Raw genomic sequence first — 26,095 nt, 5'->3', positions numbered from 1 at the left:
CCCGACGCGTCGGGCTTTTTTTTTGGCGATGAGCGCTTAGTTGCTGGTATCCAGCTCCGGGAAGCTCTTCACCAGGTCGTCGATGGCTTTCATCTGCGCCAGGAACGGTTCCAGCTTGTCCAACGGCAGCGCGGACGGCCCGTCGCACTTGGCGTTGTTCGGATCCGGGTGCGCTTCGAGGAACAGCCCTGCCAGGCCAACCGCCATGCCGGCACGCGCCAGCTCGGCCACCTGAGCGCGACGGCCGCCGGACGCGGCGCCGAACGGATCGCGGGTCTGCAGCGCGTGGGTCACATCGAAGATCACCGGATGGCCGCCGGTCACGTTCTTCATCACGTTGATGCCCAGCATGTCGACCACCAGGTTGTCATAGCCAAAGTTGCTGCCGCGATCGCACAGGATCACCTGGTCGTTGCCGCCCTCTTTGAACTTGTCGACGATGTTGCCCATCTGCCCCGGGCTGACGAACTGCGGCTTCTTGACGTTGATCACCGCGCCGGTTTTCGCCATCGCTTCCACCAGATCGGTCTGACGCGCCAGGAAGGCCGGCAGCTGGATCACGTCAACCACTTCAGAAACCGGCTGCGCCTGTGCCGCTTCGTGCACGTCGGTGATGATTTTCACGCCGAAGGTTTTTTTCAGCTCTTCGAAGATCTTCATCCCTTCTTCCAGGCCCGGACCGCGGTACGAGTGAATGGAAGAACGGTTGGCCTTGTCGAAAGAGGCTTTGAATACGTAAGGAATGCCCAGTTTTTGCGTCACGGTGACGTAGTGCTCGCAGATGCTCATCGCCAGGTCGCGCGATTCCAGCACGTTCATACCGCCAAACAGCACAAACGGCAGATCGTTTGCTACGTCGATGTCGCCAATGCTAACCACTTTCTGTTTCATGCTTTCGCCTTTGTTAAGGTTGTAACCGTCGCCTTGCAAACTGCACGGAGTCATTGAATTAATGCAGCGTCACCTGTTTCGGCTCAATCGAATGGATCTGCACTTTGATCACTTCGCTGACCGGGTCCTCAGGGCACTGCTCGACAAAATAGTTGAGATCGGAAATCGCGATATGGTTGCACTCCAGCTGGGCGTAAATCAGCCCGCGGTCGCGGATCTCGTACGGATCTTCCGGATCGAAGCACAGCACCGTTTCGCTGGTGCGCAGCGCCATTTCCAGCTGCTTTTCTTCCATCAGGGCGGCCTTCAACGTATCCAGCATCTTGCGCACCACCATGATATTCTCGGATTCGTCGAGATCGTCGTCTTCCAGCTCGGCGCCCAGCCCCAGGTTGCCCTTGATCCACACTTCCAGCTGGTGTTCGCTCAGGGTTTCGCCGTTCAGCGGGTTGATCAGCCACAGCTCTTCATCCAGCCAATCGGCGCGCAGGATCAGCTGAGTGGGGAAAATCACCGGCAGCAGCGGCAGATCCAGCGCGTTGGCGATGTGCAGGAAGATGGTGCCGAGCGAAACCGGCGTGCCCTGCCGCCCCTCCAGCACCTTGTCCAGCCAGATGGCGTCCGACAGGCGGTACACGCCGCTGGCGCCGCCGAATCCCCAGGTCTTGTAGAACAGTTCAATGAGCGCATCCAGTTGCTGCTCCTGAGTGATATCGGCCGGCACCACCGCGCGCGCTTCGTCCACCAGTTGTTGCAGCTTGCGCTCCACGTCGGCAGCCGGGAAATCGCGCCGCACCGACTGCGACACCAGGATCACCCCTTCGCTCAGCGGCGAGGTGTTAAATTCAAAATCAGCAATGCTACTCATAGGTATCCCATCAGAAACGGTATTTTCGTCGTGGCAAGTTTAATTATCAGGTACAGGCAGCCCAACGCCAGCACGAACGCCACGGTTCGCAGCCGCTGATTTTTGGTCTTCTTGCCCAATGCGACGTAGCCAAGCAGGATATAGATAATAACGCCAAACAGCTTCTCGGTCAGCCATGAGTCCATACCCAGCAGCGGATAAAACCCGAACGTCACCACCAGCGCGATGCCGCTGACGAACAGCAGCGTGTCATTCAGGTGCGGCGCTATCTTGACCCAGCGGCGGCCCATGATCGGCGAACGGCGCCACTGCCAAAAGAAACGCAGCACAAACAAGGTAATACTGATGGCGACCGTCAGCAAATGGAAATGTTTCAACGCGGTGTATGCAGTCATGATGCTCCCTTAAATGGCCCGGGCGTCGTTATTATGAGGGCGCTTATCCCGGCCATTGGCCGAGCGTCACGCGGTCGTTGTCGCCGTAATCACGGTGGGTGGCGACAGCGGAAAATCCGGCGGCCTGCAGCAACGCGCGCACGCTCTCACCCTGCTGCCAGCCATGTTCCAACAGCAGCCAGCCCTGCGGCTGCAGATAGTGCGGCGCCTGGCGCACGATGGCGGCCAGATCCGCCAAGCCATGCTCGGCGGCGACCAGCGCACTGCCCGGCTCGAAGCGCACGTCGCCCTGTGACAAATGCGGATCGGCGGCGTCGATATAGGGCGGATTGCTGGCGATCAGCGCGAAACGTTGCCCCGCGACGGGCGCAAACCAGCTGCCCTGTAAAAATCGGACGTTGTCGATCTTCAGCTTGTGCGCATTGTGCTGCGCCAGCGCAACCGCCTCCGGCTGCACATCGACGCCGATAGCCGAACAATCCGGGCGCTCGCTGGCCAGCGCCAGCGCGATGGCGCCGGTGCCGGTGCCGAGATCGAGGAAGTGGCAGGGTTGCGGCGGCAGGCGCGCCAGCGCCAGTTCCACCAGGCATTCGGTATCCGGGCGCGGGATCAGCGTCGCGGGCGAGACCGACAGCGGCAGCGACCAAAACTCGCGCTCGCCCACCAGATAGGCCACCGGCTCACCGCGTTCGCGGCGCGCCAGCAGCGTCTCCAGCTGCTGTTGCTGCGGCGGCGTCAGCAGGGTTTCCCCGAACGCCATCAGGAAGGTTCTGGCCTTGCCGGTCACGAAACCCAACAGGATTTCCGCGTCACGCCGGGCGCTGTCGCTGTGGGTCAAACGCGCGGCGGCGGCTTTCAGCCAGTGTTGATAATCCATCACTCTTGCTCGGCGGACAGCGCCGCCAGCTGATCGGCCTGATACTCCTGCACGATCGGCTGGATCAGCATGTCCAGTTTGCCTTCCATCACTTCGTCCAGGCGGTAAAGCGTCAAGTTGATGCGGTGGTCGGTCACCCGCCCCTGCGGGAAGTTGTAGGTGCGGTTGCGATCGGAACGATCGCCGCTGCCCAGCAGGTTGCGGCGAGTGGACGCCTCGGCCTGCTGGCGCTTGGCCATCTCGGCGGCACGAATGCGCGCGCCCAGCACCGACATCGCCTTGGCTTTGTTTTTGTGCTGTGAACGTTCGTCCTGGCACTCCACCACGATGCCGGTCGGCAGGTGGGTGATGCGGATCGCCGAATCGGTGGTGTTAACGTGCTGGCCGCCGGCGCCGGAGGAGCGGAAGGTGTCGATTTTCAGATCGCCTGGGTTGATGTCCGGCAGCTCGGCTTCCGGCACTTCCGGCATCACCGCCACGGTGCAGGCGGAGGTGTGGATGCGCCCCTGGGATTCGGTTTCCGGCACGCGCTGCACGCGGTGGCCGCCGGATTCAAACTTCAGCTGGCCGTACACGCCGTCGCCGGAAACTTTGGCGATCACTTCTTTGAAGCCGCCGTGTTCGCCTTCGTTGGCGCTCATCACCTCGACGCGCCAGCGGCGGCCTTCGGCGTAACGGCTGTACATGCGGAACAGATCGCCGGCGAAGATCGCCGCCTCATCGCCGCCGGTGCCGGCGCGCACTTCGAGGAAACAGCTGCGCTCATCATCCGGATCTTTCGGCAGCAGCAACACCTGCAGCTGCTGTTCCAGCGCTTCGCTGCTCGCCCGCGCCTGTTTCAGCTCTTCCTGCGCCATCTCGCGCATTTCCGGATCGTCCAGCATCATTTCCGCCGTCTCCAGATCCTCCTGCACCTGACGCCATTCCAGGAAGCAGCGGCTGACGTCGGTCAGCTGCGCGTATTCTCGCGACAGCGCGCGGAACCGGTCTTGGTCGGCGATGACGCCGGCATCGCCGAGCAGCGCCTGCACTTCTTCATGGCGCTCTTGTAACGCTTCCAGTTTGGCAACAATAGAAGGCTTCATGCGTGGTAATAAACCCTGTTAATAGAGAAAACTAATGCTGATCCAGCCCGAGGCTGTCGCGTAATAACTGCAACCGCTCCACGTCACCGTCGCCGGCGGCCTGCTGGAGGGATTTGGTAGGGGCATGAATAAGACGGTTGGTCAGTTTATGGGCCAGCTCGTGAATAACCTGCTCCACGTTGGCGCCCTGCGCGATGGCGGCCAGCGCTTTGGCCTCCATCTCTGCGCGGATCTGGTCGGCCTGCGAACGGTAGTCGCGGATGGTTTCCACCGCGCCCTGCGAACGCAGCCAGGCCATAAAGTTGGTGCTTTCCTGCTGCACGATCGATTCCGCCTGCACCGCCGCCGCTTTGCGCTGCGCCAGGTTGCTTTGAATGATGGCGTGCAGATCGTCCACGCTGTACAGATAGGCGTTGGCCAGTTTGCCGACCTCCGGCTCGATATCGCGCGGCACGGCGATATCCACCAGCAGCATCGGCTGGTTGCGGCGCGCTTTCAGCGCCCGCTCCACCATCCCTTTGCCGATGATCGGCAGCGGGCTGGCGGTGGAACTGATAATGATGTCGGCGTCCGCCAGGCGTTCGTCGATCTCCGGCAGGGTGATCACTTCCGCGCCGACTTCGTCCGCCAGCAATTGCGCGCGCTCGCGGGTGCGGTTAGCGATGATCATATGCCGCACTTTGTGTTCGCGCAGGTGGCGCGCCACCAGCTCGATGGTTTCACCGGCGCCCACCAGCAAGACGTTGAGATCGGCCAGCGATTCGAAGATCTGCCGCGCCAGCGTACAGGCGGCGAACGCCACGGAGACCGCGCTGGCGCCGATTTCGGTTTCGGTGCGCACGCGCTTGGCGACGGAGAAGGATTTCTGGAACAGACGCTCCAGCTCGCCGGACAGCGACTGGCCGCGTTGCGACTCGGCGAAGGCCTTTTTCACCTGGCCGAGGATCTGCGGTTCGCCCAGCACCAGTGAGTCCAACCCGCTGGCCACCCGCATCAGATGGCTGACCGCGTCGTTGCCTTGATGCCAGTAGAGGCTTTTCTTCACCTCTTCCGGACGCAGATTGTGGTAGGCGCACAGCCAGGCGACCAGCTGTTCGTGCATGTGCTCCTGCTGCTCCACGCTGAGGTACAGCTCGGTGCGGTTGCAGGTGGACAACACGACGCCGCCCTGCACCAACGGTTGTTGGAGCAAGCTGGTCAGCGCCTCATCGATGGACTCTGGCGAGAAGGTCACCCTTTCACGCAGAGAAACCGGAGCGGTTTTGTGATTTATACCTAACGCCAGCAGGGTCATTGCTTCGAGTAATACTTATGTTGGTACGGGTTCTCGTTGAACGGCATTCTACTTGATGCGCGGGATCAATAAAAGTAACAACCGCATCTTCCGTTCAATCGCTGTCATAGATGACATCAATTAATGAATAAGTAATAAATACAGCGGGATAAATAGTCAAAGGGTGGGTTGATGGTTTAAATTTTAGCGCAGTTTGCGAAGACGCGCACGCTATTCGGCGCACATAACGCTGGCGTTTGCGCAACTCTGCACCGCTTATCGGGAGCGCCTCCCCCGCCTTCAGGCGATTGTGTTACGCTTAATGGCAACCCCGACGCGCGCGCCGCGTTGGCACTACGCCGATAAACGCGGCAAGATTCAACGCGATGCAGCAAAAAATTGACGCGCCGCCGCCGCCCCGTTAGCGTGAGCGCTGAACCCGGGTTTCGTCGCGCATGCCCGCAAGGACAAAAGGACAAGAAAAAGTTATGCCAATACGCAAAGTTAGTTTGCTCCGTCTGATCCCGCTGGCCAGCCTGGTGCTGGCCGCCTGTACCACCACCAAGCCAACCGGCCCGGCCACCAGCCCGACCTCACCGCAGTGGCGCGCCCATGAGCAGGCGGTGCAGCAGCTTAGCACCTATCAGACCCGCGGCTCCTTCGCCTACTTGTCTGATCAGAAAAAAGTCTATGCCCGCTTCTTCTGGCAGCAGTTTTCGCCGGAGCGCTACCGCCTGCTGCTGACTAACCCGCTGGGCAGCACGGAAATGGATCTCAACGTACAGAAAAACGTGGTGCATCTGACCGACAACCAGGGCAAACGCTACGTCAGCGACAACCCGGAAGAGATGATCCGCAAGCTGACCGGGATGGCGATCCCGCTGAACAACCTGCGCCAGTGGATGGTCGGCCTGCCGGGCGAAGCCAGCGATTTTGCGCTGGATGACCAATATCGCCTGAGCAAACTGACCTACCAGCAAGGCGGTCAAACCTGGAAGGTGGATTACCAGAGCTACAGCACCGAGGTGCAGCCGACGCTGCCGAACCGTCTGGAGCTGCAGCAGGGCGACCAACGCATCAAACTGAAAATGGATAACTGGACGCTCAAATGATCCGCCAGTGGCCCTCCCCCGCGAAGCTCAACCTGTTTCTGTACATCACCGGCCGTCGTGAAGACGGCTATCACCTGCTGCAGACGCTGTTCCAGTTTTTGGACTACGGCGACACCCTGACCATTGACCCGCGCCAGGACGATCGCATTAACCTGCTGACGCCGGTCGACGGCGTGCCGGACGAGCAGAACCTGATCGTGCGCGCCGCCCGCCTGCTGCAGCGCTATTGTGATGAACAGGGTCTGCAGACCGCACCGCGCGGCGCCGACATCAGCATCGACAAGCGCCTGCCGATGGGCGGCGGTTTGGGCGGCGGCTCCTCCAACGCCGCCACCGTGCTGGTGGCGCTGAACGAACAGTGGCGCTGCGGCCTTGACGACGACCAACTGGCAGAGCTGGGGCTCAGCCTCGGCGCCGACGTGCCGGTGTTCGTGCGCGGCCACGCCGCCTTCGCCGAAGGCATCGGCGAGCGCCTGCAGCCGGCCGAGCCGCAGGAAAAATGGTATCTGGTGGCGCATCCCGGCGTCGGCATCCCGACGCCGGTTATCTTCGGCGACGCCGAATTGAAAAGGGACACCCCGGTTCGCTCCTTAAGTGAGCTGTTGCAGGCGCCGTACGCAAATGATTGCGAACCGATCGCAAGAAAACGTTTTCGCGAGGTTGAACAGCTTCTTTCATGGCTGTTAGAATACGCCCCGTCACGCCTGACTGGCACAGGTGCTTGTGTGTTTGCTGAATTCGACACAGAAATCGCCGCCCGTCAGGTGTTAAATCAAGCCCCGGAGTGGTTGTGTGGTTTTGTAGCGCGCGGCGTTAACGTCTCCCCACTACATCGCATTCGTTCCGGGCGGTTTGAGTCGTAGCTCAACGTTTCGCTGCGCAGGGTCATGCACACCTGGCCCTGTTATCCCTGCGCTGCCTGCGGTCTCAATTTTAGTTTTACATACCCGTATGTATATTGCGCCGGCGTCGCCGACTGCCCCTTGGCGATGTCGTATGACAATATCTTCTCTGGACGCAAGCCTGAGGTTCTTCTCGTGCCTGATATGAAGCTTTTTGCTGGTAACGCCACCCCGGAACTAGCACAACGTATTGCCAACCGTTTGTACACCAGCCTTGGTGACGCCGCTGTAGGTCGTTTTAGCGACGGCGAAGTGAGCGTGCAAATCAACGAAAATGTACGCGGCGGTGATATTTTCATCATCCAGTCCACCTGTGCCCCGACCAACGACAACCTGATGGAACTGGTTGTGATGGTCGACGCCCTGCGTCGCGCCTCCGCAGGTCGTATTACCGCCGTTATCCCTTACTTCGGCTATGCCCGCCAGGATCGCCGCGTGCGTTCCGCGCGTGTGCCAATCACCGCCAAGGTGGTTGCCGATTTCCTCTCCAGCGTAGGGGTTGACCGCGTTCTGACGGTGGATCTGCATGCTGAGCAGATTCAAGGCTTCTTCGACGTACCGGTAGACAACGTGTTCGGCAGCCCGATCCTGCTGGAAGACATGCTGCAGCAGAACCTGGAAAACCCGATCGTGGTTTCCCCGGACATCGGCGGCGTCGTGCGCGCCCGCGCCATCGCCAAACTGCTGAACGACACCGACATGGCCATCATCGACAAACGCCGCCCGCGCGCGAACGTTTCTCAGGTGATGCACATCATCGGTGACGTGGCAGGCCGCGACTGCGTGCTGGTCGACGACATGATCGACACCGGCGGCACCTTGTGTAAAGCGGCTGAAGCGTTGAAAGAACGCGGTGCCAAGCGCGTATTCGCCTACGCGACGCACCCGATCTTCTCCGGCAACGCCGTGGACAACATCAAGAACTCGGTGATTGATGAAGTGATCGTCTGCGACACCATTCCGCTGTCGCCGGAAATCAAGGCACTGAAAAACGTTCGCACTCTGACCCTGTCCGGCATGCTGGCTGAAGCCATCCGCCGCATCAGCAACGAAGAGTCGATCTCTGCGATGTTCGAGCATTAATTCGTCGTCTTTCCGGTGCGGCGCCCACTGCGCCGGAAAGATAGCGCGCCCGACAGCAGAAAAAGAAAAACCCGTTGGTGCGCGAGCAACAACGGGTTTTCTACTTGTAGTCCGACATGACCTCAAACCTTAATGCACGGCAGATGTTCCCTTGCCCCGCTCTTGCTTCCCTTCTGCTTTTTTAATCAATGCGACGAACGATGTTGATCGTTGCGGCACCGTTTATCAAAGTGTTTTACCCACCAGTAGCGATCCGCCACCTGTTCGCGGCCGCCGATACGTGCGCCCACCAGCCACAACAGCGCGCCGACGAAGATGCTCATGATGGCGCCGTGGGCGAAAAATTGCGGCAGATTGAACTGGGATACTTCAGCAATAATTGAGTATCCGACGCCGCCGATCATCACGACCAGCCCCAGCCCCATAAAAAAGTTGCCCACTCTGTCCGCGCTTCTACGTTTCATATGCCACCTCCATGATTGCCATGTGCCAACCGGGATAACGCTGCAACTTGTTAACCTACTTTGATAAGTTAAGTATAGTCCCTGTTGCGGCAAGGGGATTGCGGAGGCGATCACAAATGGTAAAGAATTATTGACACTTCTTAACACGGCACTGAAAATTAGCGGACAAATTGAATTATTCAGCTAATGAATCATTCGTCTTTCTTACCCAGGGTGACGGCAGAGATCGGGTTTTGTCATTCATCGCCCCGACAGGTAGACTAAGGCACTTTCCATTACCCTGATCATAGCGAATCTCCCAGTGAGCAGTATTAAATTGATAGTCGGCCTCGCCAACCCGGGCGCGGAATACGCCCAGACACGCCACAACGCCGGCGCCTGGTACGTCGATCTGCTGGCCCAGCGCCACAATCAGCAGTTAAAAGAAGAGAGCAAGTTCTTCGGCTACACCGCCCGTTTGAACCTGGCGGGCAACGACGTGCGCCTGCTGGTGCCGACCACCTTCATGAACCTGAGCGGCAAAGCGGTGCTGGCGATGGCCAACTTCTACCGCATCGAACCCAGCGAGATCCTGGTGGCGCACGACGAGCTGGATCTGCCGCCCGGCGTGGCCAAAATCAAGCTCGGCGGCGGCAACGGTGGCCACAACGGCCTGAAAGACATCCAAAACAAGTTCGGCAACAACCCGAACTTCTATCGCCTGCGCATCGGCATCGGCCATCCGGGCGACAAGAACAAGGTGGTGGGCTTCGTGCTCGGCAAGCCGCCGGCCAGCGAACAGAAGATGATTGACGAAGCGATCGACGAGTCGCTGCGCTGCACCGAAATGCTGATGAAGGACGGGCTGGAAAAAACCGTTCAGCGCCTGCACAGCTTCAAGGCGCAGGCCTGATCCTTGCCGCAGCGGGCGCCCTGCCCGCTGCTTGCTTTTAGCCGCGCGGGTTGAAGGTTTCCTCGCCCACCCGGCGCTCATCGGCGGTGAAGCCCTCTTCCGCCACGTAATACTGCGGATCGTCCAGCTCATGGCTGCAGAACGGCCCGGCGCGTTTGAGCAGGCGCACGCAGTCAGCGCTCAGGTGGCGCAGACGAATGCTTTTCCCCGCCGCCAGATAACGCGCCGTCAGCTTATCGATCGCCTCCACGCCGCTGGAATCCATCACCCGGGTGCCGGCAAAATCCAGCACCACGCTCTGCGGATCGTTCTGCGGATCGAACAGCTCGGCGAAAGCGGCGGCGGAGCCGAAGAACAGCGGGCCATCCAGTTGATACACCGCCACGTCGCCCGTCACCTGCCGCTGGCGCACGCGGATGCGCGCCTGCTGCCAGGCGAACACCAGCGCCGAGATAATCACCCCGCTGATCACCGCCACCGCCAGATCGGTAAAGATGGTGATCAGCGTGACGACGATCATTACCAGCGCGTCGGCTTTCGGCATGCGGCGCAAGCGGCGCAGCGAGCTCCACTCGAAGGTGTTGTAACACACCACCAGCATCACCCCGGCCAGCGCCGCCACCGGCAGCAGGCCGATATAGCGCGACAGGCTGACCACGAACAGAATCAGCAGGATGGCGCCCACCGTACCGGAGATGCGCCCGCGCCCGCCCGAGGTGAAGTTGATGATCGACTGGCCGATCATCGCGCAGCCGGCGAAGCAGCCGAACAGGCCGCATACCGCGTTACCGGCGCCCTGCGCGATACTCTCGCGATTGCCGTTGCCCTTCTTGCCGCCCATTTCATCCAGCACCGTCATGGTCAGCAGCGATTCAATCAAACCGACCAGGGCGATCACCACCGCATAGGGCAGCACCACCCGCACCATCTCCAGGGTAAACGGCGCCGTCGGCAGACTAAAGTGCGGCAGCGCGCCGGAAATGTCCGCCAGATCGCCCACCCGCAGCGTGTGCAGGTTGAGGCCGATGGCCAACGCCGAGACCACCAGCAGCGCCGCCAGCGAAGACGGAATGGCCTTGGTCAGGCGCGGGAACAGCACCACCACCGCAATCGCCAGCGCCACCAGGCCGTACATCAGCGGCCCCTGCCCGGCGATCATCTTCAGCTGCGCCAGCATGATGACGATCGCCAGGCCGTTGACGAAGCCGTGGATCGCCGGCAGCGGCACCAGACGAATGAACTTGCCCAGCCGGAAGGCGCCGATCAGGATTTGAATCGCCCCGGCAAACAGCGTGGCCCACAGCACGTAACCCATGCCGTACTGCGCCGCCAGGCTCATCAGCACCACCACAATGGAGCCGGCGGCGCCGGAAACCATGCCCGGTTTGCCGCCGAACAGCGCCGTGACCAGGCCGATAATAAACGCGGTATGCAAGCCGACAATTGGCGAAAGACCGGCGACCAGCGAAAAGCCGACCGCCTCGGGGATCATCGAAACCGCCACCACAAAGCCTGCCAGGACTTCATTTTTAACGTCCGCGATCCTGACGTTACTCAGATTAAACATGCATTATTCACTTATGACAGATGACATCATCTCCCCGCGTAGCGGGTATGGGGAGCCGCAAGGGGCGGCAGAGTGCAGGCGGGCACAGCTCAGGGTGGCGTAGGCAAGAAATACATCCGGCGCGTTTCCTGTCGGTTAATCGGAATGGCCAGTATGGGTAAATGTGATCCAAATCTCAAATAAAAACCGGCCGTCCGCGCTGCGTTCGCCCCGGCCAAGCAAGTCTGATCGAGATAAACGCCCATTACGTGTATAATGGCGGCATTATTTTGCCCTTTATGCAGTCGGTTAAATCTAACCAGCTGATAGTTAAGATATTTAAGGTGATTACAACATGGGATTCAAATGCGGTATCGTCGGCCTGCCTAACGTAGGCAAATCCACCCTGTTCAACGCGTTGACCAAAGCGGGCATTGAAGCAGCCAACTTCCCGTTCTGCACCATTGAACCGAACACCGGTGTGGTGCCGATGCCCGATCCGCGTCTGGATAAGCTGGCCGAGATCGTCAAGCCGCAGCGCATTCTGCCAACCACCATGGAATTCGTCGACATCGCCGGCCTGGTGAAAGGCGCGTCTAAAGGTGAAGGCCTGGGCAACCAGTTCCTGACCAACATCCGCGAAACCGAAGCCATCGGCCACGTGGTGCGCTGCTTCGAGAACGACAACATCATTCACGTCAACAACAAGGTCGATCCGGCCGAAGATATCGACGTCATCAACACCGAGTTGGCGCTGTCTGACCTAGACACCTGCGAACGCGCTATCCACCGCGTGCAGAAAAAAGCCAAAGGCGGCGACAAAGACGCCAAGGCCGAGCTGGCGGCGCTGGAGAAATGCCTGCCGCACCTGGAAAACGCCGGCATGCTGCGCGCGCTGGATCTGACTGCGGAAGACAAAGCGGCGATCAAATACCTGAGCTTCCTGACGCTGAAGCCGACCATGTACATCGCCAACGTCAACGAAGACGGCTTCGAGAACAACCCGTACCTGGACACCGTGCGTAAAATCGCCGATGCCGAAGGCTCCGTGGTAGTTGCCGTGTGCGCCGCTGTGGAATCCGATATCGCCGAGCTGGAAGACGAAGAGCGCGACGAGTTCATGGCCGAGCTGGGCCTGGAAGAGCCGGGCCTGAACCGCGTGATCCGCGCCGGTTACGAGCTGCTGAACCTGCAGACCTACTTCACCGCCGGCGTGAAAGAAGTGCGTGCCTGGACCATCCCGGTCGGCGCCACCGCCCCGCAGGCGGCCGGCAAGATCCACACCGACTTCGAGAAAGGCTTTATCCGCGCCCAAACCATCTCCTATGACGACTTCATCACCTACAAGGGTGAGCAAGGCGCCAAAGAAGCCGGCAAAATGCGTTCCGAAGGTAAAGACTACATCGTCAAAGACGGCGACGTGATGAACTTCTTGTTCAACGTCTAACCCCTTCCCCGCAGCGTTTCTCTCCGCTGCCGGAAACGGAAAAATCCACGCTTCGGCGTGGATTTTTTTGTCTCTCGGTTCTGCGTTTTGGCTTATCGGAGTAAAGATTGGGATCTATTGGGATCTAATGCTGGAGGCGAAACGTACTTAACATTGCGATGCGCAACGGAAAGTTTACCCATCTATCCGGCATGATTGAATTTTATGCTACTTAATACTTCCGCATCTGCAGTAAGATAGTTCCCCCATTGGATATGAGTAAGCTAGACAGGGATGATAGCGATGCCTCTACCTAACCGAATGAGACCCACAAAAGTCAGTAGCAAAAAGATCAATGAGCTGGCAAACAAAGCTAAGCAGATACTTTCAAGAATTGACGAAGGTTTTGACGAACAAGATTCCGTTTTAGAAGCAATGATAGTCGAATGGAACAGCCAGGTTGCATGCCCCTATACGTTTTCAGATTTCAGAGGTTTCTCCTCCTGGGCCAGTGCCAAGGAGTTTACCCGCATGGCTTTCAATCTGGAAAAATTCTATGCGGATTTTACCTGGGATGAATTGGTTCAGACACTTCGCTGTGTGTCTGATGCCAAAAGTAAAGAATCAGAACAAAATTTCGCTCTTGCACTGCTTGAGAAAAATTTTGATGGCAATCCATCAGACCTCATTTTTTGGCCGGATGAATGGTTCCAGGATCCTGATATGTTCCATGTTGAACTGACAACTGAAGAGATTGCCGGCTATTTAATGGCCCGCTCTGGCAGACATTTAGCTGATGCACCTGAAATAGAGTTAAAGTATCCCATCCCATGATCAATGCTTAAAGAACGGTACTGGCCTCTTTTCCAATCTGAACGCTCAATATTAGATGTTTGTGCGGCTTAAAGCGGCCTAATCCTAAAGGCTTTCCATATAGTTGAATGCGTTCATCAGCTCTTCTTCAGTTAACGGTGATTCCAGATTTGAGCCTGACTCTTTCTCAACTTTTATTAGAAGCTCACTGCGAGTCATTCCCAACCGGTTTGCCACATGGTTAGCACAACTGCGCGCGTGAGACGCTCTGTGTGCCAGCGGCATTGCTGTATTCAACACTTTTTTCCTCGCTGATGAATGAGACATGGCTTCTCCCTGCAAGCGACATTTTTATCCATTCTAACACTTCCGAAAAACAGCCTCCTGGAGGCTGCCTTTCAATTTTTTTCGGCAGATACAGTACGCATTATTTCATAGTCCACAAGCGGTTACCGTTGCTCATTATGTCCATTTCTCGCGGTTATCCCCCTCCCACACCGAAGGCCGATTCTCGCTGCGCCACCTCTCCCCCGCCGCCGTCCCCGGCGCCGGCGGTTTCAATCCGTCTATCGTCCACAGCGAGAACGGCGTTTCGTCCACGTGCAGCTCCCAGCGCAGCCCGCGTGCGGCGATGTAGGGTTGCAGGATGCGGGTGCAGGCCGCCAGAAATTGCTGCTGCTCCGCGTCGTTGTCCATGGCGCGCGCGATATGGTCGATGGTCACGCGCACGAAGTCATCGGCCGGTTCGCCGCCAAGATAGGCCGAACCTGTCGGCAACGCATGGAAGAAGACGTTGACGTAGAAACGCGGCAAAAAGTCCTGGTACAGGGCGGTGACCTTCTGCGCAATCGCGCGTTTATCGGCGGCGCTGAAGGCCGGCTCCGGGTGGTAAATCTGCCACAGTGGCATCGCGTTGTCTCCTAGGTTTTCCGGCCGGCGTTCAGGCCATCAGCCGTTGTTAAACGAAAACTCCAATAATAAGAGTAATAACTCCAATTATTGAAGTCATCAAGCCGAGGCGATAACATTCTCGGCAATCAGGCGGCAAGCGGAGGTAAGGCAACGTGAAAGCAAAAGGGTTTGAAGGTATGACGTGCTCGGTGGCGCACGTGCTGTCGGCACTGGGCGATCGCTGGGGCGCGATTCTCATGCGCGATCTATTGCTGGGGCTCTCGCGCTATGACGATTTGCGCCAATCGACCGGCATCACCAACAATACGCTGACCGATCGCCTCAAGGCCCTGGAAAGCCACGGCCTTATCGAAAAGCGGCAATACCAGACGCGTCCCGATCGCTACGAGTATCTGCCGACGGAGAAGGGAAAAGATCTCGGGCTGCTGGTGATGGCGATGATTCAGATTGGCGACAAATGGAATCTGTCCGAGCTGGCCGGGCCGCCGCTGCGCGTGGTTGACCGCGTAACCGGCCACCCCGCCACCCTGCGCGTGGTAGATGCCGTGACCGGCGAATCTCTGCCGCCGCAAAGCCTGGCGCTGGCCGCCGGGCCGGGCGCCGATGAGATCACGCGATGGCGGCTGGCCGTAGGCCAGGCCCGTTAACGGCGCGCTACAGCAGCGCAATCATCTTCAGCAGTTCCACCCGATTACGGATGCCGAACTTCTTGCCGGCATTGTTGAGGTGCGAATAAACGGTTTTCGGGTGCAAATTCAGCCGCCGCGCGGTCAGGCGGATATCTTCCGTACGGGCCGTTTCACACAACACCGCAGCCTCGCCAGGCGTGATCGCCGCCGCCCGCCGGCTCACCACGCGCCGTTCGCCCGCCTCTTCACGGCGGACTAGCGCCGCGCAGGTTTCCCACACCACCCGCAGCGCTTCCCGTTTGTGCAAAATCGCATCCGGCTGCGCCGCCGCGATAAATGCCAGGATCAGCGGCGAAGTCTTATCGACGAAGAACAGTATCCGGACGCCTTCATATTCAGCACGTGAGGCGTGAATAAATCGCAAATACGCTTCGAACCGGTAAATTTCATGGGGAAAATCCATGATAATTAAATCAGGCGCAGGGCTTATATTTTTAATGATATTAATATTGGGCGAGGATAAGGTTATCATTCCTTCTCCCAATAATGTTTTCATCCCCAAACGGCATAGCGGCGAACCGTCGATATAAATCACTCTCACTTTAATTCTCCTTATCAGCGTGAAAGTATGCTTCCATACCTCAGGCGGCTTGTCGCTGCTCTTTTTTGGGGTAATTCGCCTGCAAAGCACACCGATATAAAACAACTTGATAACATGTTTTTCAAATAATCACGCAACAGCCAGCACTTTGATTAATACGCAAAAAAGGCATGAATGTTTCAAATTATTTCATAAACAAAAACCGACGATCCAATAAAAACGCAACGCAATGATATAGATCTATTTTCCATTTTGTATGATATAAGCAAAAATGAAAATAAATGTAACAACCCGCACCACCAACTTATTACCATGCGGAAAACACCTATAGGGAAAATTCTTAGTTTGTTAGGATGAAAATCCATGTTTGCCGACGCGTTTAAAAAACAATTGCGCAACATGATTAATCAACAAACGCACGTCAGTAATTTATTACTGTCAGGAAAGCTTTTCTCTAAAGTTAATTAAAGGGTATTTCACATGAATGTTAAATTAGTCGCATTATCCATGCTGGCTCTCTCCGGCGCCTGTGCGGCCGCCTCGTCCAATACCGTGCAATTCAAAGGCGAAGTCAGCACGCAAACCTGTTCGGTGAATATTAACGGCAACCAATCCAACCCGGTCGTGTTGCTGCCAACCGTCGCCGCCAGCAAACTCGCCACCAAAGGCGCCACCGCCGGCGACACCACCTTTACCGTTAACGTCACGGGTTGTGCGGCGGCGACCAGCGATACGGCGATCAAAACCGTGTTGGCGGGCAACAACCCGACCACCAACGGCAACCTGGGCAACGCGGGCGATGCGGCCAAGGTGTCCATTCAACTGCTGGACAGCGACGCCACCACGCCGCTGTCGTTCGCCAGCGGTTCGACCGTCACCACGTCGGCGATGACGCTGGCGAAAGACGCCACCTCCACCTCGCAGAACCTGGTGGCCCGCTACTACGCGGAAGACGCCGGCGTGGCGGCCGGTTCGGTGATCGCCACCGCCCAGTTCGCCATTAGCTACAAATAAGCCGGCGTCAGGCGCCATACCTGTTGATGCCAGCGCCGTTCCTTAGCGGACGGCGCTGAATGACTCGCTTCTTTATCGGTTCACGTTTATGCCGCAGATATCCCGTTCCGCCCGCCGATGGGCCGCCCTGTCGCTTTGCCTGATGAGTTTTGCCGCCACCCACGCCTTGGCCAGCGTCACGCTGCTCGGCAATCGCGTGATCTACCCCGCCGAGGCGCGGGAAAAAACGCTGCAGTTCACCAACGATGACGGCGCCCCGGCGCTGATGCAGATCTGGCTCGACATCAACAACCCGCAGTCCACGCCGGAAAACGCCGATGCGCCCTTTGTCGCCTCGCCGCAAATCTTCCGCATGGATCCGCACAGCGGGCAAATGGTGCGGCTGTCGTTCGTCGGCCAGCCGCTGGCGCGCGATCGCGAATCGCTGTTCCACCTCAACTTCCTGCAGGTCCCCGCCGTGCGTCAGACGGACAGCGACAAGAACAAACTGCTGCTGGTGGTCACCAACCGGCTGAAAGTGTTCTATCGCCCGGCCGGGCTGGCCGGCGACGCCAACCACGTCATCGATCGCCTTAGCCTGCGTCAGGTCGGCAACGCGCTGCGCGTCGACAACCCGACCGGCTACTACGCCAACGTCAGCCAGGCGGTAATTCTGAGCGGCGCGAAGCGCAGCGCCATTCCGCAGGCGGATCTGATCCCGCCGTTTTCACAGGCCAATTGGCCGGTGAACGGGGAAGTGCGGCAGGTCGCGCTGCACGTCATCAATGACTACGGGGTGGAAATCACGCGCACCCTGAACGTCGCGCGCTGAAACCAGACAGGGAGGTTTTCATGTTCGATGTCCGCAAGGCGACGCCGTTGCCCGCACGCTGGTGCTGCGCGCTGCTGGCGCTGCCGTTGGGCTGCGCCGCCGCCGACGGCTACACCTTCGATCCCGCGCTGCTGCGCGGCAGCGTGCTGAGCAACAGCGCCCTGAGCCAGTTCAACCAGCAGGACGCCGTCGCCCCCGGCAGCTATCAGATCGATCTGTACCTCAACGGCCAGTTTCTCGAGCGCGATCAAATTCGCTTCGTGCGCGCAGGCCAGCAGGTGCTGCCCTGTTTCGATCGGCCGCAGCTGACGCGCTTCGGGCTGAAAAATCCGCCGGCGGCCAAAACGGCATGCCTGCTGCCCGGCCGGGATCTGAAGGACATCATGGTGAACGCCGATATCTCGCGGCTGCGGCTGGATCTCAGCATTCCGCAGGCGCTGTTGAACGGCCGGCCGCGCGGCAGCGTCAATCCCGCCAGCCTGGACAGCGGCGAATCAATGGCCTTCGTCAATTACAACCTCAACCAGTACCACGTCAGCTACCGGCAGGGGCAAACCCGCGATCTCGATTCGACCTACGCCAACCTGAACGGCGGGTTCAACCTCGGGCTCTGGCGCTACCGCCAGCAGTCCAGCTACCGCTACGATCGGGAGTTCGGCGGTCACCTGGACACCAGCCGCCGCTACGTGCAGCGCGCAATCCTGCCCTGGCGCAGCGAAATGCTGTTGGGCGAAGGCTTTACCGACGGGCACTTCTTCTCCGGCCTGGGCTTTCGCGGCATTCAGCTCAGCTCGGACGATCGCATGCTGCCGGATTCACAGCGCGGCTATGCGCCGGTGGTGCGCGGCGTGGCGAAAAGCAACGCGCGCGTGACGGTGCTGCAGGGTAAAAGCACGCTGTACGAAACCACCGTGGCGCCGGGGCCGTTCGCCATCAACGATCTGTACGCCACCAACTACGCCGGCGATCTGACCGTGGTGGTGACCGAAGCCGACGGCAGCGTCAGCACCTTCACCGTGCCGTTCGCCGCGGTGCCGGAATCCATTCGCCCCGGCCAGTCGCGCTACTCCGCCATCGTCGGCCGTTCCCGCTACGTCGGCGACAACGATCTGTTCAGCGAAGTGACCTGGCAGCACGGCCTGACCAACGCCCTGACCTTCAACCTCGGCAATCAGCTGGCGGACGGCTACCAGGCGATGATGTTGGGCGGCGTGTACAGCAGCTGGCTGGGCGCCTTCGGCATGGATACCACCTATTCCCACGCCAGCCTGCCGGACAGCGGCGCCTCCGGCTGGATGCTGCACCTCTCTTACAGCCGAACCTTCAGCCCGACGGACACCACCTTATCCATCGCCGGCTACCGCTACTCCACCGAAGGTTTCCGCGATCTCAGCGACGTGCTCGGCGTGCGGCGCGCCGCCGTTACCGGCCAAAACTGGCAGTCCGACTCCTACCGCCAGCGTTCGCGTTTCGAGGTGGCCGTCAATCAGGGCATGGGCGCGTTCGGCAGCCTGACGATGTCCGGCTCGACTCAGGACTACCGCGATCAGCGCGGCCGCGACAATCAGCTCCAGCTGGGCTGGGGGAAAACCTTCGGCAACGGCGTGGCGCTTAACCTCTCCGTCACCCGCACCCGCAGCCTGGGCTACAGCAACGGCGACTACCGCGGCTACGGGCCGCTGGATAACGTCTACAGCGCGCCGCTGGCGCAGAACGCGCAGACCGTCACCGCCCTGTCGCTGAGCTTCCCGCTCGGGCGTTCATCATCCGCCCCCAGCGTCTCGCTGCTGGCCAACCACAGCCAGGGTCAGGGCGGCAACTATCAGGCTGCGCTGTCGGGCAGCGTCGGCGACGAACAGCCGGTCAGTTACGGCCTGAACTTCACCACCGACGACGATCGCCAACAAAGCGTCTGGGGCGGCAACCTGCAAACCCGCCTGCCTTACGCCAACGTCACCGGCTCGTTCTCCACCGCGCGCCAGTACCGACAAGGCTCCCTGTCGCTGCAGGGCGCGGTGGTGGCGCACCGCGGCGGCGTGACATTAGGGCCGTATGTCGGCGACACCTTCGCCCTGATCGAAGCGCCCGGCGCCAGCGGCGCACGGGTGATGGACGGCCAGGGCGCGCGCGTCGATCGCTTCGGCTATGCGCTGGCTCCGTCGCTGGTGCCCTATCACTACAACACCGTCGCGCTGAACCCCGAGGGCATGAACGACAAAGCGGAACTGGAAGACGGCCAGCGGCGCGTGGCTCCTTATGCCGGTGCCACGGTGCGCCTGCGCTTCAACACCGTGCGCGGCCAGGCGCTGCTGATCACCGCACAGCGGCCCGATAACGCACCGATCCCAATGGGCGCCAACGTCCTTGACGCGGCAGGCAACAGCGTGGGCATGGTCGGCCAGGCCAACCAGGTGTACCTACGCAGCGATCGGAGCGCCGGCGAACTGACGCTGAACTGGGGCGCCGCGCCCGGCCAGCAGTGCACGCTGCATTATCGCCTGCCCGCCGCGGAAGACAGCCCGATTCAGCGGCTCAGCGCCCCATGCCGCTAGCCCGTTTAACTGATCTCAGGAGAGACGATGAAACACATTTCTTATCTGGTCGCCGCCCCGGCGCTGTTCGCCCTGTCGCTGTTCGGCGCGCCCGCGGCGCTGGCGCAATGCACGCGTGTCGCCCCCTGGATCGACTCCGGCTGCGATCCTTGCGGGGTAGGCACGGCGCTGGGCCGGGTCAACCTGACCAGCACCTATCTGCAGCCCGTCGGCACGCCGCTCGGCACCAGCGTGTTCGATCTGACCTCCGGCACCCGCTATCCCGACCCAAACAAGGTGCTGTATGAATGCGATGCCGGCGATGTCGGGCAAATTTATGAAGTCTTCGCCACCAACGGCGACGATCGCGTCGGCGGCTATTTCGATCTGGGCGCCAGGGACGGCAACCCCAACTATTACGCCACCTACTTCCCTTACGTCGGCATCCGTTTGACCCACCTGGATTCCGGCAAGGTTTTTACCCGTTACTGGCAGTCGGCGCCGATTACCCGCTACGCCACCGTCGGCAACAAAATCCAGATCCGGGTGAAAGACTTCAGCGCCATCCGCGCCGATCTGATCCGCATCAGCTCGCTGCCGGGCGCGGGCGCCAGCAACTACTGCGGCTACAGCGCCGGCAACCCGCTGGTGGGCATGGCGTCGACCACCGGCAATTCGAACTATACCTGCACGCAGCCGAACGGCTATGTTACCTTTCAGGGGCCCGGCATCGCTTCGGATCCTATCGGCAGCGATTCCGCCACCAACTACGCCACCTGGGGCACCGGGCGCTGGAACGCGATGGGCATGGGCACCGCACCGATCTCCTCATTGACCTATACCGCCACCTGCGTGGCGCGCAACGTCACGCCGCTGGTGATCCTGCCGACCATTTCCGTCAGCCAGTTGACCGCCGGGCAAACCTCACAGGCGCAGTTCACTATCAATATCGAATGCGACAACGCCGCCGTGTCCGGCGTCAGCAGCAACAATACCGCCCTCGGCCTGCAGGTACCGTATGAAAGCTATGTCGCGGCGCAGCAGCTCGGGCTGGTCAGCGCCAACGGCGGCGTGAGCTACCTGCTCTCCAGCGGCTACGGCACTGACAGCAGCATCGCCACCGGCGTGGGCATCGCGCTCGCCAACGCCGGCAACGGCGCGCCGATGAACTTTGTCGGCTGGGCGCGTTGCAGCGCCGGGCAATGCCCGCAGGGCAACGACGCCGGCTGGTACCCGGTGCTCAACGGCGCCAGCGGCGGCGGCAGCACCGCGGCGGGGTTTACCCACTACACCACCCAGCTCACCGCCACGCTCGCCCGGCTGCCCGGCCAAACCGTCACCGCCGGCAAGGTGGACGCCAGGGCCTACGTCTGGGTTAAGGTGCAATGATGAGAAAGAAATATCTGACGATGGGATGCGCCCTGCTGCTGGCGCTGGCTTCCATCGGCGCGCAGGCGGGCATCATCGCCTCCGCCACGCGGGTGATCTTTCATGAGGGCGAGACGGAAAAAACCCTGATGCTGCTCAACACCAACGGCTACCCGATCGTGGCGCAAACCTGGGTCGATAACGGTGACGTCAACGCCGCCCCCGAACTGTCCCGCGCGCCGTTTGTCACCCTGCCCAGCGTTTTCGCCCTGCCGCCTTCTGCGCTGAAAGGGCTGCGCATCCTGTTTGCCGGCGCTAACCTGCCCGCCGACCGGGAGTCGGTATTCTGGCTCAACCTGTATGAGATCCCGCCTAACCCGCCGACCACGCCGCCGCTGGCGTCGCGCGTGACGCTGGCGATGAACACCCAGATGAAGATCTTCTACCGGCCCAGAGCGCTGCAGGGGAAAGCCGAGAACGCGACCGAGGCCGTCTCATTCACGCTGCAAAAATCGCCGGACGGTTATCTGCTGCGCTGTCAAAACCGATCGGCGTTTTATCTCTCGTTCGCGCGCATCGCCGTGCACGCCGACAGGCGCGATTACCCGGTGCGGCAAGAAAGCGACATGATGACCGCGCCGTTCAGCACGCGAGATTATCACCTGGACGGCGTTGCAGCGCCGACACTCCCTTCTCAGGTCACCGTTCAGGCCACTCTCATCAACGACCAGGGCCAACAGATCGTCAAGCCATACACAGCAAACCCATAACGATAAAAAGCAGCACATTTTTTAAGTACAGGAAATAGGGAAAATGAGTCTAAGCAGATTCCAGCTACAGTTTCACCTGGAGAAACAGGCCAACATCATCAGGCAGTCACCGGCGTTCCACGCCGCCATCGTCAAACACGGGGAATTATTGAGGGAGACCTACAAGAAGCATCCGCTGTTTTACAAAATCATTTTCAGGAACAGCCGGTTCATCATCTGCTCCACCATCCTGTCCATTTATTACCACCAGCACGCCGCCGCGCTGAAAGACATCAAAGCCTTTTTCAAAGGGAAGAATATGATCAGCGAGAATTCCCTGGATTCCTTTCTGTTCTTTTTACGGGTCGGGCGCCGGCTGGAGGTCAAACCCTGCGAGCATGACAAACGCCAGTTACGCTATAAGCCTACGCCGCACGCGCTGGCGGAAACCCAGGCGCTGATCGCCTCAATGGCGCGCCCTTATCAGGCGCTGGCGCCACAGATGCCCATCGCGGTGCTGCTGGCGGCGCCCGACTTTCTGTCCACTTTTTTCGCCGCCTACGGGCAACTGATGCTCAAGGAGGTCTACCTGATCGACCTGGTGCCGCAATCCGCGCTGTTCATCAGCAAAGATGCCGGCCACATGGTGCTGTTGATGTTGTTTATCGAAAGCATCCGACAGGACTCCCCCTTTCTGCTGCTCTCCTCGGCGAAAATCGCCAAGTCCTGCTCCGTCTCACGCGCGCACGTGAACCGCATTCTGCAGGCGGCGGAAAAATCCGGCCTGCTGACCACCACCAATAATGTGGTGATCGAACTCAACAGTTCGTTCTTCATCATGGCGGAGCGCTATTTTAGTCTCTATTTCGCGATGGTCGAATTCGGACTTGAACGGGTTTGGCAAACGCTACAATCCGCCACGCACTCCTGAGCCCTTTAGCGCGCCCGCAGCACCCGATCGATCAGCCCCCAGGCCGCCGCTTCGTCGGCGGTCATAAAGCGATCGCGATCCAACACCCGCTCCACCTCTTCATAACTTAGGCCGCAATGTTGGGCATACAACCGAATCACCGTGTCTTTGGTGCGCTTCATCTCTTCGGCGTGGATCAAGATGTCGGAGGCCTGCCCCTGAAAGCCACCCAGCGGCTGGTGCACGTGCAGGCTGGCATTAGGCAGCGCCATGCGGTGCCCCGATTCGCCGGCCATCAGCAGGAACGAGCCCATCGAGCGCGCGGTGCCCATGCACAGCGTATGCACCGGGGCGCGGATATACTGCATGGTGTCGTAAATCGCCAACCCGCTGGTGATCACTCCGCCCGGCGAGTTGATATAAAGATGGATGGGTTTTTCCGGGTTTTCCGCCTCCAGAAACAGCAGCTGGGCGCACAGCATTTCGGCCACGTCGTCGTTGACTTCGCCGTTAAGGAACACGATCCGATCGCGCAGCAGACGCGAATAAATATCAAAGGAACGTTCTCCCCGGCTGGTCTGTTCCACCACCATCGGGACGAGCATCATCTTCTCACGCATCGGTGAACTCCTGGGTTGGCAACAAAGGGAAATGTGTTTAACGCGTCAGGCGGCGCGCATCACCGTCGGCGGGCCATCGTTGGCGGCATCGAGCTGGTGGATAATCCGCAGCAGGCTGCCGCCGCCGGCGTCCGGCACGATCTGCAGGGTGACGACGCTTTCGAGAAACGGCGGTTGGTCGTCGCGCAAGCGATAGCTCACCGCCTCGCCCGGCGTGGCGGCCAGCGGCTCGGCCTGCGCCAGATCCCCCGTCGGCAGCCACTGCTCACGCAATTCGGGAACGCTGAGCGCCCGCCACACTTTTTCCGGCGGCGCCTCGAGCGAATATTCCAACACCAGCCGGTCGCGCGGCGGCCGCTCAGCCTGTTTGTTCATTGATCCATGTCCTTCAGCAAAGTTTGCAGCGCGTCGATGCGCGCCGGCCAGTAGGCGCGGTACTTCGCCAGCCACTGGGCGATCTGCGCCAGCCCTTCCGGGTCGACCTGGTAATTGACGCAGCGCCCCTGCCTCGTCTCGCGTACCAGTCCGGCGTTACGCAGCACCGCCAGGTGTTGCGACATCGCCGACTGGCTGATGGGCAGCCCTTCGCGCAACGCACTGGCGTTCATGCTGGCGACAGCGAGTTTGTCGAAGATGCTGCGGCGGGTCGGATCGGCCAACGCCTTGAAGATGTCATTTTCGTTCATACAAACACATTAGTATTCACTTATGTATTATGCAAACGCAGAGGCAGATTTTTTTCGCAAGGCGAGACTCCGCGCCGGGGCGCGGAGTCGAGAGGTGAGCAATTACAGCGGTTTATTGCATGCGGGCGTGGTCAGCGCCGGTTGACCGGCAGGCGCCCCCTCCTGCGCTTCCAGCGCGAGACGCGCCAGCGGCATGTCTTCGTGGTAGCGCGCCTCGGCATTCAGAGTCTTTGAGTAGCGGTTGTACTTCCACCAGGCGTAGCCGAGGAACACCACCAGCCCGCCGACGTTATAGAACACGATGGTCATGATGCTGGCGCCGGTCGGGAACGTCGAGGCGAAGAAGCCGACGGTGAAGATGGCGATCAGCACGCTGACGATGGCGATGCCCTGCAGGCGCGAGCCCATTTTGAAATCGCGCGCCACCCGATCGTACTTCAGACGCAGATTCAGGTAGGCCAGCATGATGAACAGCGGCGGCAGCATCGAGGCGGCGGCGGTCATGTTGATCAGCGTGTTCATCAAATCCTGCACGCTGCTGGAGCCCAGCGTCGGGATCAGCATCAGCGGGATAACGATGAAGAACTGGATCCAGGCGGCGCGCGTCGGCACGCCGTGCCGGTTCAGGCGGATGGTTTTCTCGCCGAAAATGCCCTTCGGGATCTCGGTGAAGAAAATTTTCACCGGCGCCGCCGTCCACATCAGCAGCGAACCGAACATGGCGGTGAAGGAAACGATGCCGACAAAGCGGTTCATCAGCACCGTCGGCAGGCCAAAGTGCGCCGACAAGCCTTCGAACACCTGTACCGTACCGCCGGTAAAATGCAGGTCGGTGCGGTGCACGAATACGTTAATCAGCAGCGATGACACCGAATACAGCACGCCGATGAACAGCCCGGAAACGATGATCACCTTCACGAAGGCGCGGCTGCCGCCTTTCACATCATTCACGTACACCGCCACGGATTCCGCCCCGCCCGCCGCCTGGAAGATCCAGGCGGTAATGCCGAGGAACGCCCAGTTGAAGTTCGGCGTCATCGCCTGCACGTTGATCGGATCGGCCGGCTCGATGCCGCCCAGCACCGCCGCGCCCGCCAGGATGATGTAGGAAAACGTCAGCAGCAGCATCAGCGACGAGGTGACGGAGGTCATCGGCCCCAGCAGTTTTGCGCCGCTGTTGGAGATGTAGGTCGAGAAGGCGAACAGGAAGATGCTGATGATCGCCGTGGTCAGCGGCGTAAACACGTAGTCGTAACCTAAAAACGCGTAAGAAGCGTAGGCGATGACGCGCGGCAGCAGCGCGGTGAAGAAAAACAGATTCACGAACCAGTAGGTGTAGGCGGTGATAAACGCCCAGCGCCCGCCGAGCGCACTTTTGACCCAGGCATAGACGCCGGCCTCGGAGTTGCGGTTGAGCGAGACGAACTCGGCGATGATCAGGCAAAAGGGAATGAAGTAAATGATCGTCGCCACCAGGAATACCGGCGACGAGGCGATGCCGAGCTGAATATTGTTGTTGATCACGTTGTTGAAACTGAACACTGCCGCAAACGTCATCGACAGCAGGCCAAACTTGCCGATGGTGTTTCTGTTCGACGCAGCCATAGAGATTCTCCGAATGGTGTAGGGGACTTCGG

Annotated in this window: 28 protein-coding genes; 13 read left to right on the top strand and 15 right to left on the bottom strand. The window is 59.8% G+C overall.

Annotated features, from left to right (window positions below; all coding sequences use genetic code 11):
* Positions 1–36: 36 nt before the first annotated feature.
* The 6 genes from kdsA to hemA are packed head-to-tail and all read right to left on the bottom strand — an operon-like array spanning position 37 to position 5,410.
* Complete coding sequence (gene kdsA / locus GT753_RS06020; protein ID WP_004941087.1) at positions 37–891, bottom strand: 3-deoxy-8-phosphooctulonate synthase; 855 nt, start codon at positions 889–891, stop codon at positions 37–39.
* Between the two features lie 58 nt (positions 892–949).
* Positions 950–1,759, bottom strand: coding sequence for an invasion regulator SirB1 (gene sirB1 / locus GT753_RS06015; protein ID WP_015377575.1), 810 nt, complete (start codon positions 1,757–1,759; stop codon positions 950–952).
* Positions 1,756–2,157: a SirB2 family protein gene (locus GT753_RS06010; protein ID WP_172575150.1), complete on the bottom strand. Its 402-nt coding sequence runs from the start codon at positions 2,155–2,157 to the stop codon at positions 1,756–1,758. The genes sirB1 and GT753_RS06010 overlap by 4 nt, the downstream gene beginning before the upstream one ends.
* Positions 2,158–2,197: 40 nt before the next feature.
* Positions 2,198–3,031, bottom strand: coding sequence for a peptide chain release factor N(5)-glutamine methyltransferase (gene prmC, locus GT753_RS06005; RefSeq protein ID WP_049188211.1), 834 nt, complete (start codon positions 3,029–3,031; stop codon positions 2,198–2,200).
* Positions 3,031–4,116 (bottom strand): peptide chain release factor 1, encoded by a 1,086-nt coding sequence (prfA, locus tag GT753_RS06000; protein ID WP_015377573.1) that lies wholly within the window; start codon positions 4,114–4,116, stop codon positions 3,031–3,033. Before prfA ends, prmC begins: the two co-directional genes overlap by 1 nt.
* Before the next feature lie 31 nt (positions 4,117–4,147).
* Positions 4,148–5,410, bottom strand: coding sequence for a glutamyl-tRNA reductase (gene hemA / locus GT753_RS05995; protein WP_019454778.1), 1,263 nt, complete (start codon positions 5,408–5,410; stop codon positions 4,148–4,150).
* Positions 5,411–5,877: 467 nt separating this feature from the next.
* Here hemA and lolB point away from each other — a divergent pair, with 467 nt between their 5' ends.
* From lolB to prs, 3 genes are all read left to right on the top strand, one after another.
* Positions 5,878–6,501, top strand: a complete 624-nt coding sequence (gene lolB / locus GT753_RS05990) for a lipoprotein insertase outer membrane protein LolB (RefSeq protein WP_160125382.1) — start codon at positions 5,878–5,880, stop codon at positions 6,499–6,501.
* Complete coding sequence (gene ispE, locus GT753_RS05985; protein WP_088381484.1) at positions 6,498–7,364, top strand: 4-(cytidine 5'-diphospho)-2-C-methyl-D-erythritol kinase; 867 nt, start codon at positions 6,498–6,500, stop codon at positions 7,362–7,364. Before lolB ends, ispE begins: the two co-directional genes overlap by 4 nt.
* A gap of 174 nt (positions 7,365–7,538) precedes the next feature.
* Positions 7,539–8,486 carry a ribose-phosphate diphosphokinase gene (prs, locus tag GT753_RS05980; RefSeq protein WP_004941061.1) on the top strand — a complete coding sequence of 316 codons (948 nt, stop codon included), beginning with the start codon at positions 7,539–7,541 and terminating at the stop codon, positions 8,484–8,486.
* Between the two features lie 185 nt (positions 8,487–8,671).
* On the opposite strand, the gene ychH is transcribed toward prs, so the two are convergent.
* Positions 8,672–8,950, bottom strand: coding sequence for a stress-induced protein YchH (gene ychH, locus GT753_RS05975; RefSeq protein ID WP_004941056.1), 279 nt, complete (start codon positions 8,948–8,950; stop codon positions 8,672–8,674).
* A 301-nt stretch (positions 8,951–9,251) separates the two neighbouring features.
* Here ychH and pth point away from each other — a divergent pair, with 301 nt between their 5' ends.
* Positions 9,252–9,842 (top strand): aminoacyl-tRNA hydrolase, encoded by a 591-nt coding sequence (gene pth / locus GT753_RS05970; RefSeq protein ID WP_021504829.1) that lies wholly within the window; start codon positions 9,252–9,254, stop codon positions 9,840–9,842.
* 37 nt (positions 9,843–9,879) lie between these two features.
* Here pth and GT753_RS05965 read toward each other — a convergent pair whose 3' ends face one another.
* Positions 9,880–11,409: a SulP family inorganic anion transporter gene (locus GT753_RS05965; RefSeq protein ID WP_160125381.1), complete on the bottom strand. Its 1,530-nt coding sequence runs from the start codon at positions 11,407–11,409 to the stop codon at positions 9,880–9,882.
* 334 nt (positions 11,410–11,743) lie between these two features.
* Between GT753_RS05965 and ychF the strand changes: the two genes are divergently transcribed.
* Both ychF and GT753_RS05955 read left to right on the top strand, forming a co-directional pair.
* Positions 11,744–12,835 carry a redox-regulated ATPase YchF gene (gene ychF, locus GT753_RS05960; RefSeq protein WP_033633304.1) on the top strand — a complete coding sequence of 364 codons (1,092 nt, stop codon included), beginning with the start codon at positions 11,744–11,746 and terminating at the stop codon, positions 12,833–12,835.
* Positions 12,836–13,117: 282 nt separating this feature from the next.
* Positions 13,118–13,648 carry a hypothetical protein gene (locus GT753_RS05955; protein ID WP_160125380.1) on the top strand — a complete coding sequence of 177 codons (531 nt, stop codon included), beginning with the start codon at positions 13,118–13,120 and terminating at the stop codon, positions 13,646–13,648.
* Positions 13,649–13,732: 84 nt separating this feature from the next.
* Here GT753_RS05955 and GT753_RS05950 read toward each other — a convergent pair whose 3' ends face one another.
* Together GT753_RS05950 and GT753_RS05945 are read right to left on the bottom strand one after the other, a co-directional pair.
* The gene (locus tag GT753_RS05950) at positions 13,733–13,954 is read right to left on the bottom strand and encodes a hypothetical protein (RefSeq protein ID WP_015377567.1); all 222 of its coding nucleotides are present in this window, start codon (positions 13,952–13,954) and stop codon (positions 13,733–13,735) included.
* A 135-nt stretch (positions 13,955–14,089) separates the two neighbouring features.
* Entirely contained in the window at positions 14,090–14,536 is a 447-nt protein-coding gene (locus GT753_RS05945) for a tautomerase family protein (protein WP_021504831.1), read from the bottom strand.
* Positions 14,537–14,691: 155 nt separating this feature from the next.
* Between GT753_RS05945 and GT753_RS05940 the strand changes: the two genes are divergently transcribed.
* Complete coding sequence (locus tag GT753_RS05940; protein WP_015377565.1) at positions 14,692–15,186, top strand: helix-turn-helix domain-containing protein; 495 nt, start codon at positions 14,692–14,694, stop codon at positions 15,184–15,186.
* A 7-nt stretch (positions 15,187–15,193) separates the two neighbouring features.
* Here GT753_RS05940 and GT753_RS05935 read toward each other — a convergent pair whose 3' ends face one another.
* The gene (locus GT753_RS05935; RefSeq protein WP_031300100.1) at positions 15,194–15,769 is read right to left on the bottom strand and encodes a LuxR C-terminal-related transcriptional regulator; all 576 of its coding nucleotides are present in this window, start codon (positions 15,767–15,769) and stop codon (positions 15,194–15,196) included.
* Positions 15,770–16,249: 480 nt separating this feature from the next.
* Between GT753_RS05935 and GT753_RS05930 the strand changes: the two genes are divergently transcribed.
* The 6 genes from GT753_RS05930 to GT753_RS05905 all read left to right on the top strand — a co-directional run bounded on the left by GT753_RS05930 (position 16,250) and on the right by GT753_RS05905 (position 23,173).
* Positions 16,250–16,783 carry a fimbrial protein gene (locus tag GT753_RS05930; RefSeq protein WP_118892123.1) on the top strand — a complete coding sequence of 178 codons (534 nt, stop codon included), beginning with the start codon at positions 16,250–16,252 and terminating at the stop codon, positions 16,781–16,783.
* 88 nt (positions 16,784–16,871) lie between these two features.
* Complete coding sequence (locus GT753_RS05925; RefSeq protein WP_160125379.1) at positions 16,872–17,594, top strand: molecular chaperone; 723 nt, start codon at positions 16,872–16,874, stop codon at positions 17,592–17,594.
* Positions 17,595–17,614: 20 nt separating this feature from the next.
* The gene (locus tag GT753_RS05920; protein ID WP_160125378.1) at positions 17,615–20,146 is read left to right on the top strand and encodes a fimbria/pilus outer membrane usher protein; all 2,532 of its coding nucleotides are present in this window, start codon (positions 17,615–17,617) and stop codon (positions 20,144–20,146) included.
* 27 nt (positions 20,147–20,173) lie between these two features.
* Positions 20,174–21,514, top strand: coding sequence for a fimbrial protein (locus GT753_RS05915; RefSeq protein ID WP_015377559.1), 1,341 nt, complete (start codon positions 20,174–20,176; stop codon positions 21,512–21,514).
* Positions 21,514–22,263, top strand: a complete 750-nt coding sequence (locus tag GT753_RS05910) for a molecular chaperone (RefSeq protein ID WP_015377558.1) — start codon at positions 21,514–21,516, stop codon at positions 22,261–22,263. Before GT753_RS05915 ends, GT753_RS05910 begins: the two co-directional genes overlap by 1 nt.
* 43 nt (positions 22,264–22,306) lie before the next feature.
* A complete protein-coding gene (locus GT753_RS05905; RefSeq protein ID WP_160125377.1) occupies positions 22,307–23,173 on the top strand; it encodes a hypothetical protein in 867 nt (288 codons plus the stop codon).
* Positions 23,174–23,178: 5 nt separating this feature from the next.
* Here the strand turns inward: GT753_RS05905 and GT753_RS05900 are convergent, their stop codons facing one another.
* The 4 genes from GT753_RS05900 to GT753_RS05885 form a co-directional block, all read right to left on the bottom strand.
* On the bottom strand, positions 23,179–23,772 hold the full coding sequence (locus GT753_RS05900) for an ATP-dependent Clp protease proteolytic subunit (protein WP_015377556.1): 594 nt from the start codon (positions 23,770–23,772) through the stop codon (positions 23,179–23,181).
* A gap of 45 nt (positions 23,773–23,817) precedes the next feature.
* The gene (locus GT753_RS05895; RefSeq protein WP_015377555.1) at positions 23,818–24,147 is read right to left on the bottom strand and encodes an SRPBCC domain-containing protein; all 330 of its coding nucleotides are present in this window, start codon (positions 24,145–24,147) and stop codon (positions 23,818–23,820) included.
* Positions 24,144–24,458 carry a helix-turn-helix transcriptional regulator gene (locus GT753_RS05890; protein WP_004941008.1) on the bottom strand — a complete coding sequence of 105 codons (315 nt, stop codon included), beginning with the start codon at positions 24,456–24,458 and terminating at the stop codon, positions 24,144–24,146. Before GT753_RS05890 ends, GT753_RS05895 begins: the two co-directional genes overlap by 4 nt.
* Positions 24,459–24,560: 102 nt before the next feature.
* Positions 24,561–26,063 carry an amino acid permease gene (locus GT753_RS05885; RefSeq protein ID WP_015377554.1) on the bottom strand — a complete coding sequence of 501 codons (1,503 nt, stop codon included), beginning with the start codon at positions 26,061–26,063 and terminating at the stop codon, positions 24,561–24,563.
* Between the last annotated feature and the right edge of the window lie 32 nt (positions 26,064–26,095).

Origin of the sequence: Serratia sp. Z4 (genome assembly GCF_009900725.1) — a bacterium.
Taxonomy (GTDB): Bacteria; Pseudomonadota; Gammaproteobacteria; order Enterobacterales; family Enterobacteriaceae; genus Serratia; species Serratia nematodiphila.
Note: the sequence above shows the minus strand (reverse complement) of the source record. Positions and strands in the feature narration are given on the sequence as shown.

Bases quoted from the DNA above. Each gene is read 5' to 3' on its own strand.
- GT753_RS05910 (WP_015377558.1), top strand. From the start codon at position 21,514: ATGAGAAAGAAATATCTGACGATGGGATGCGCCCTGCTGCTGGCGCTG.
- ychF (WP_033633304.1), top strand. From the start codon at position 11,744: ATGGGATTCAAATGCGGTATCGTCGGCCTGCCTAACGTAGGCAAATCC.
- GT753_RS05930 (WP_118892123.1), top strand. From the start codon at position 16,250: ATGAATGTTAAATTAGTCGCATTATCCATGCTGGCTCTCTCCGGCGCC.
- ychH (WP_004941056.1), bottom strand. From the start codon at position 8,950: ATGAAACGTAGAAGCGCGGACAGAGTGGGCAACTTTTTTATGGGGCTG.
- ispE (WP_088381484.1), top strand. From the start codon at position 6,498: ATGATCCGCCAGTGGCCCTCCCCCGCGAAGCTCAACCTGTTTCTGTAC.
- GT753_RS05945 (WP_021504831.1), bottom strand. From the start codon at position 14,536: ATGCCACTGTGGCAGATTTACCACCCGGAGCCGGCCTTCAGCGCCGCC.
- GT753_RS05950 (WP_015377567.1), bottom strand. From the start codon at position 13,954: ATGTCTCATTCATCAGCGAGGAAAAAAGTGTTGAATACAGCAATGCCG.
- GT753_RS05890 (WP_004941008.1), bottom strand. From the start codon at position 24,458: ATGAACGAAAATGACATCTTCAAGGCGTTGGCCGATCCGACCCGCCGC.
- GT753_RS05905 (WP_160125377.1), top strand. From the start codon at position 22,307: ATGAGTCTAAGCAGATTCCAGCTACAGTTTCACCTGGAGAAACAGGCC.
- hemA (WP_019454778.1), bottom strand. From the start codon at position 5,410: ATGACCCTGCTGGCGTTAGGTATAAATCACAAAACCGCTCCGGTTTCT.
- GT753_RS05915 (WP_015377559.1), top strand. From the start codon at position 20,174: ATGAAACACATTTCTTATCTGGTCGCCGCCCCGGCGCTGTTCGCCCTG.
- GT753_RS05885 (WP_015377554.1), bottom strand. From the start codon at position 26,063: ATGGCTGCGTCGAACAGAAACACCATCGGCAAGTTTGGCCTGCTGTCG.
- GT753_RS05900 (WP_015377556.1), bottom strand. From the start codon at position 23,772: ATGCGTGAGAAGATGATGCTCGTCCCGATGGTGGTGGAACAGACCAGC.
- GT753_RS05965 (WP_160125381.1), bottom strand. From the start codon at position 11,409: ATGTTTAATCTGAGTAACGTCAGGATCGCGGACGTTAAAAATGAAGTC.
- sirB1 (WP_015377575.1), bottom strand. From the start codon at position 1,759: ATGAGTAGCATTGCTGATTTTGAATTTAACACCTCGCCGCTGAGCGAA.
- GT753_RS05955 (WP_160125380.1), top strand. From the start codon at position 13,118: ATGCCTCTACCTAACCGAATGAGACCCACAAAAGTCAGTAGCAAAAAG.
- GT753_RS05920 (WP_160125378.1), top strand. From the start codon at position 17,615: ATGTTCGATGTCCGCAAGGCGACGCCGTTGCCCGCACGCTGGTGCTGC.
- lolB (WP_160125382.1), top strand. From the start codon at position 5,878: ATGCCAATACGCAAAGTTAGTTTGCTCCGTCTGATCCCGCTGGCCAGC.
- prmC (WP_049188211.1), bottom strand. From the start codon at position 3,031: ATGGATTATCAACACTGGCTGAAAGCCGCCGCCGCGCGTTTGACCCAC.
- GT753_RS05925 (WP_160125379.1), top strand. From the start codon at position 16,872: ATGCCGCAGATATCCCGTTCCGCCCGCCGATGGGCCGCCCTGTCGCTT.
- kdsA (WP_004941087.1), bottom strand. From the start codon at position 891: ATGAAACAGAAAGTGGTTAGCATTGGCGACATCGACGTAGCAAACGAT.
- GT753_RS05895 (WP_015377555.1), bottom strand. From the start codon at position 24,147: ATGAACAAACAGGCTGAGCGGCCGCCGCGCGACCGGCTGGTGTTGGAA.
- prfA (WP_015377573.1), bottom strand. From the start codon at position 4,116: ATGAAGCCTTCTATTGTTGCCAAACTGGAAGCGTTACAAGAGCGCCAT.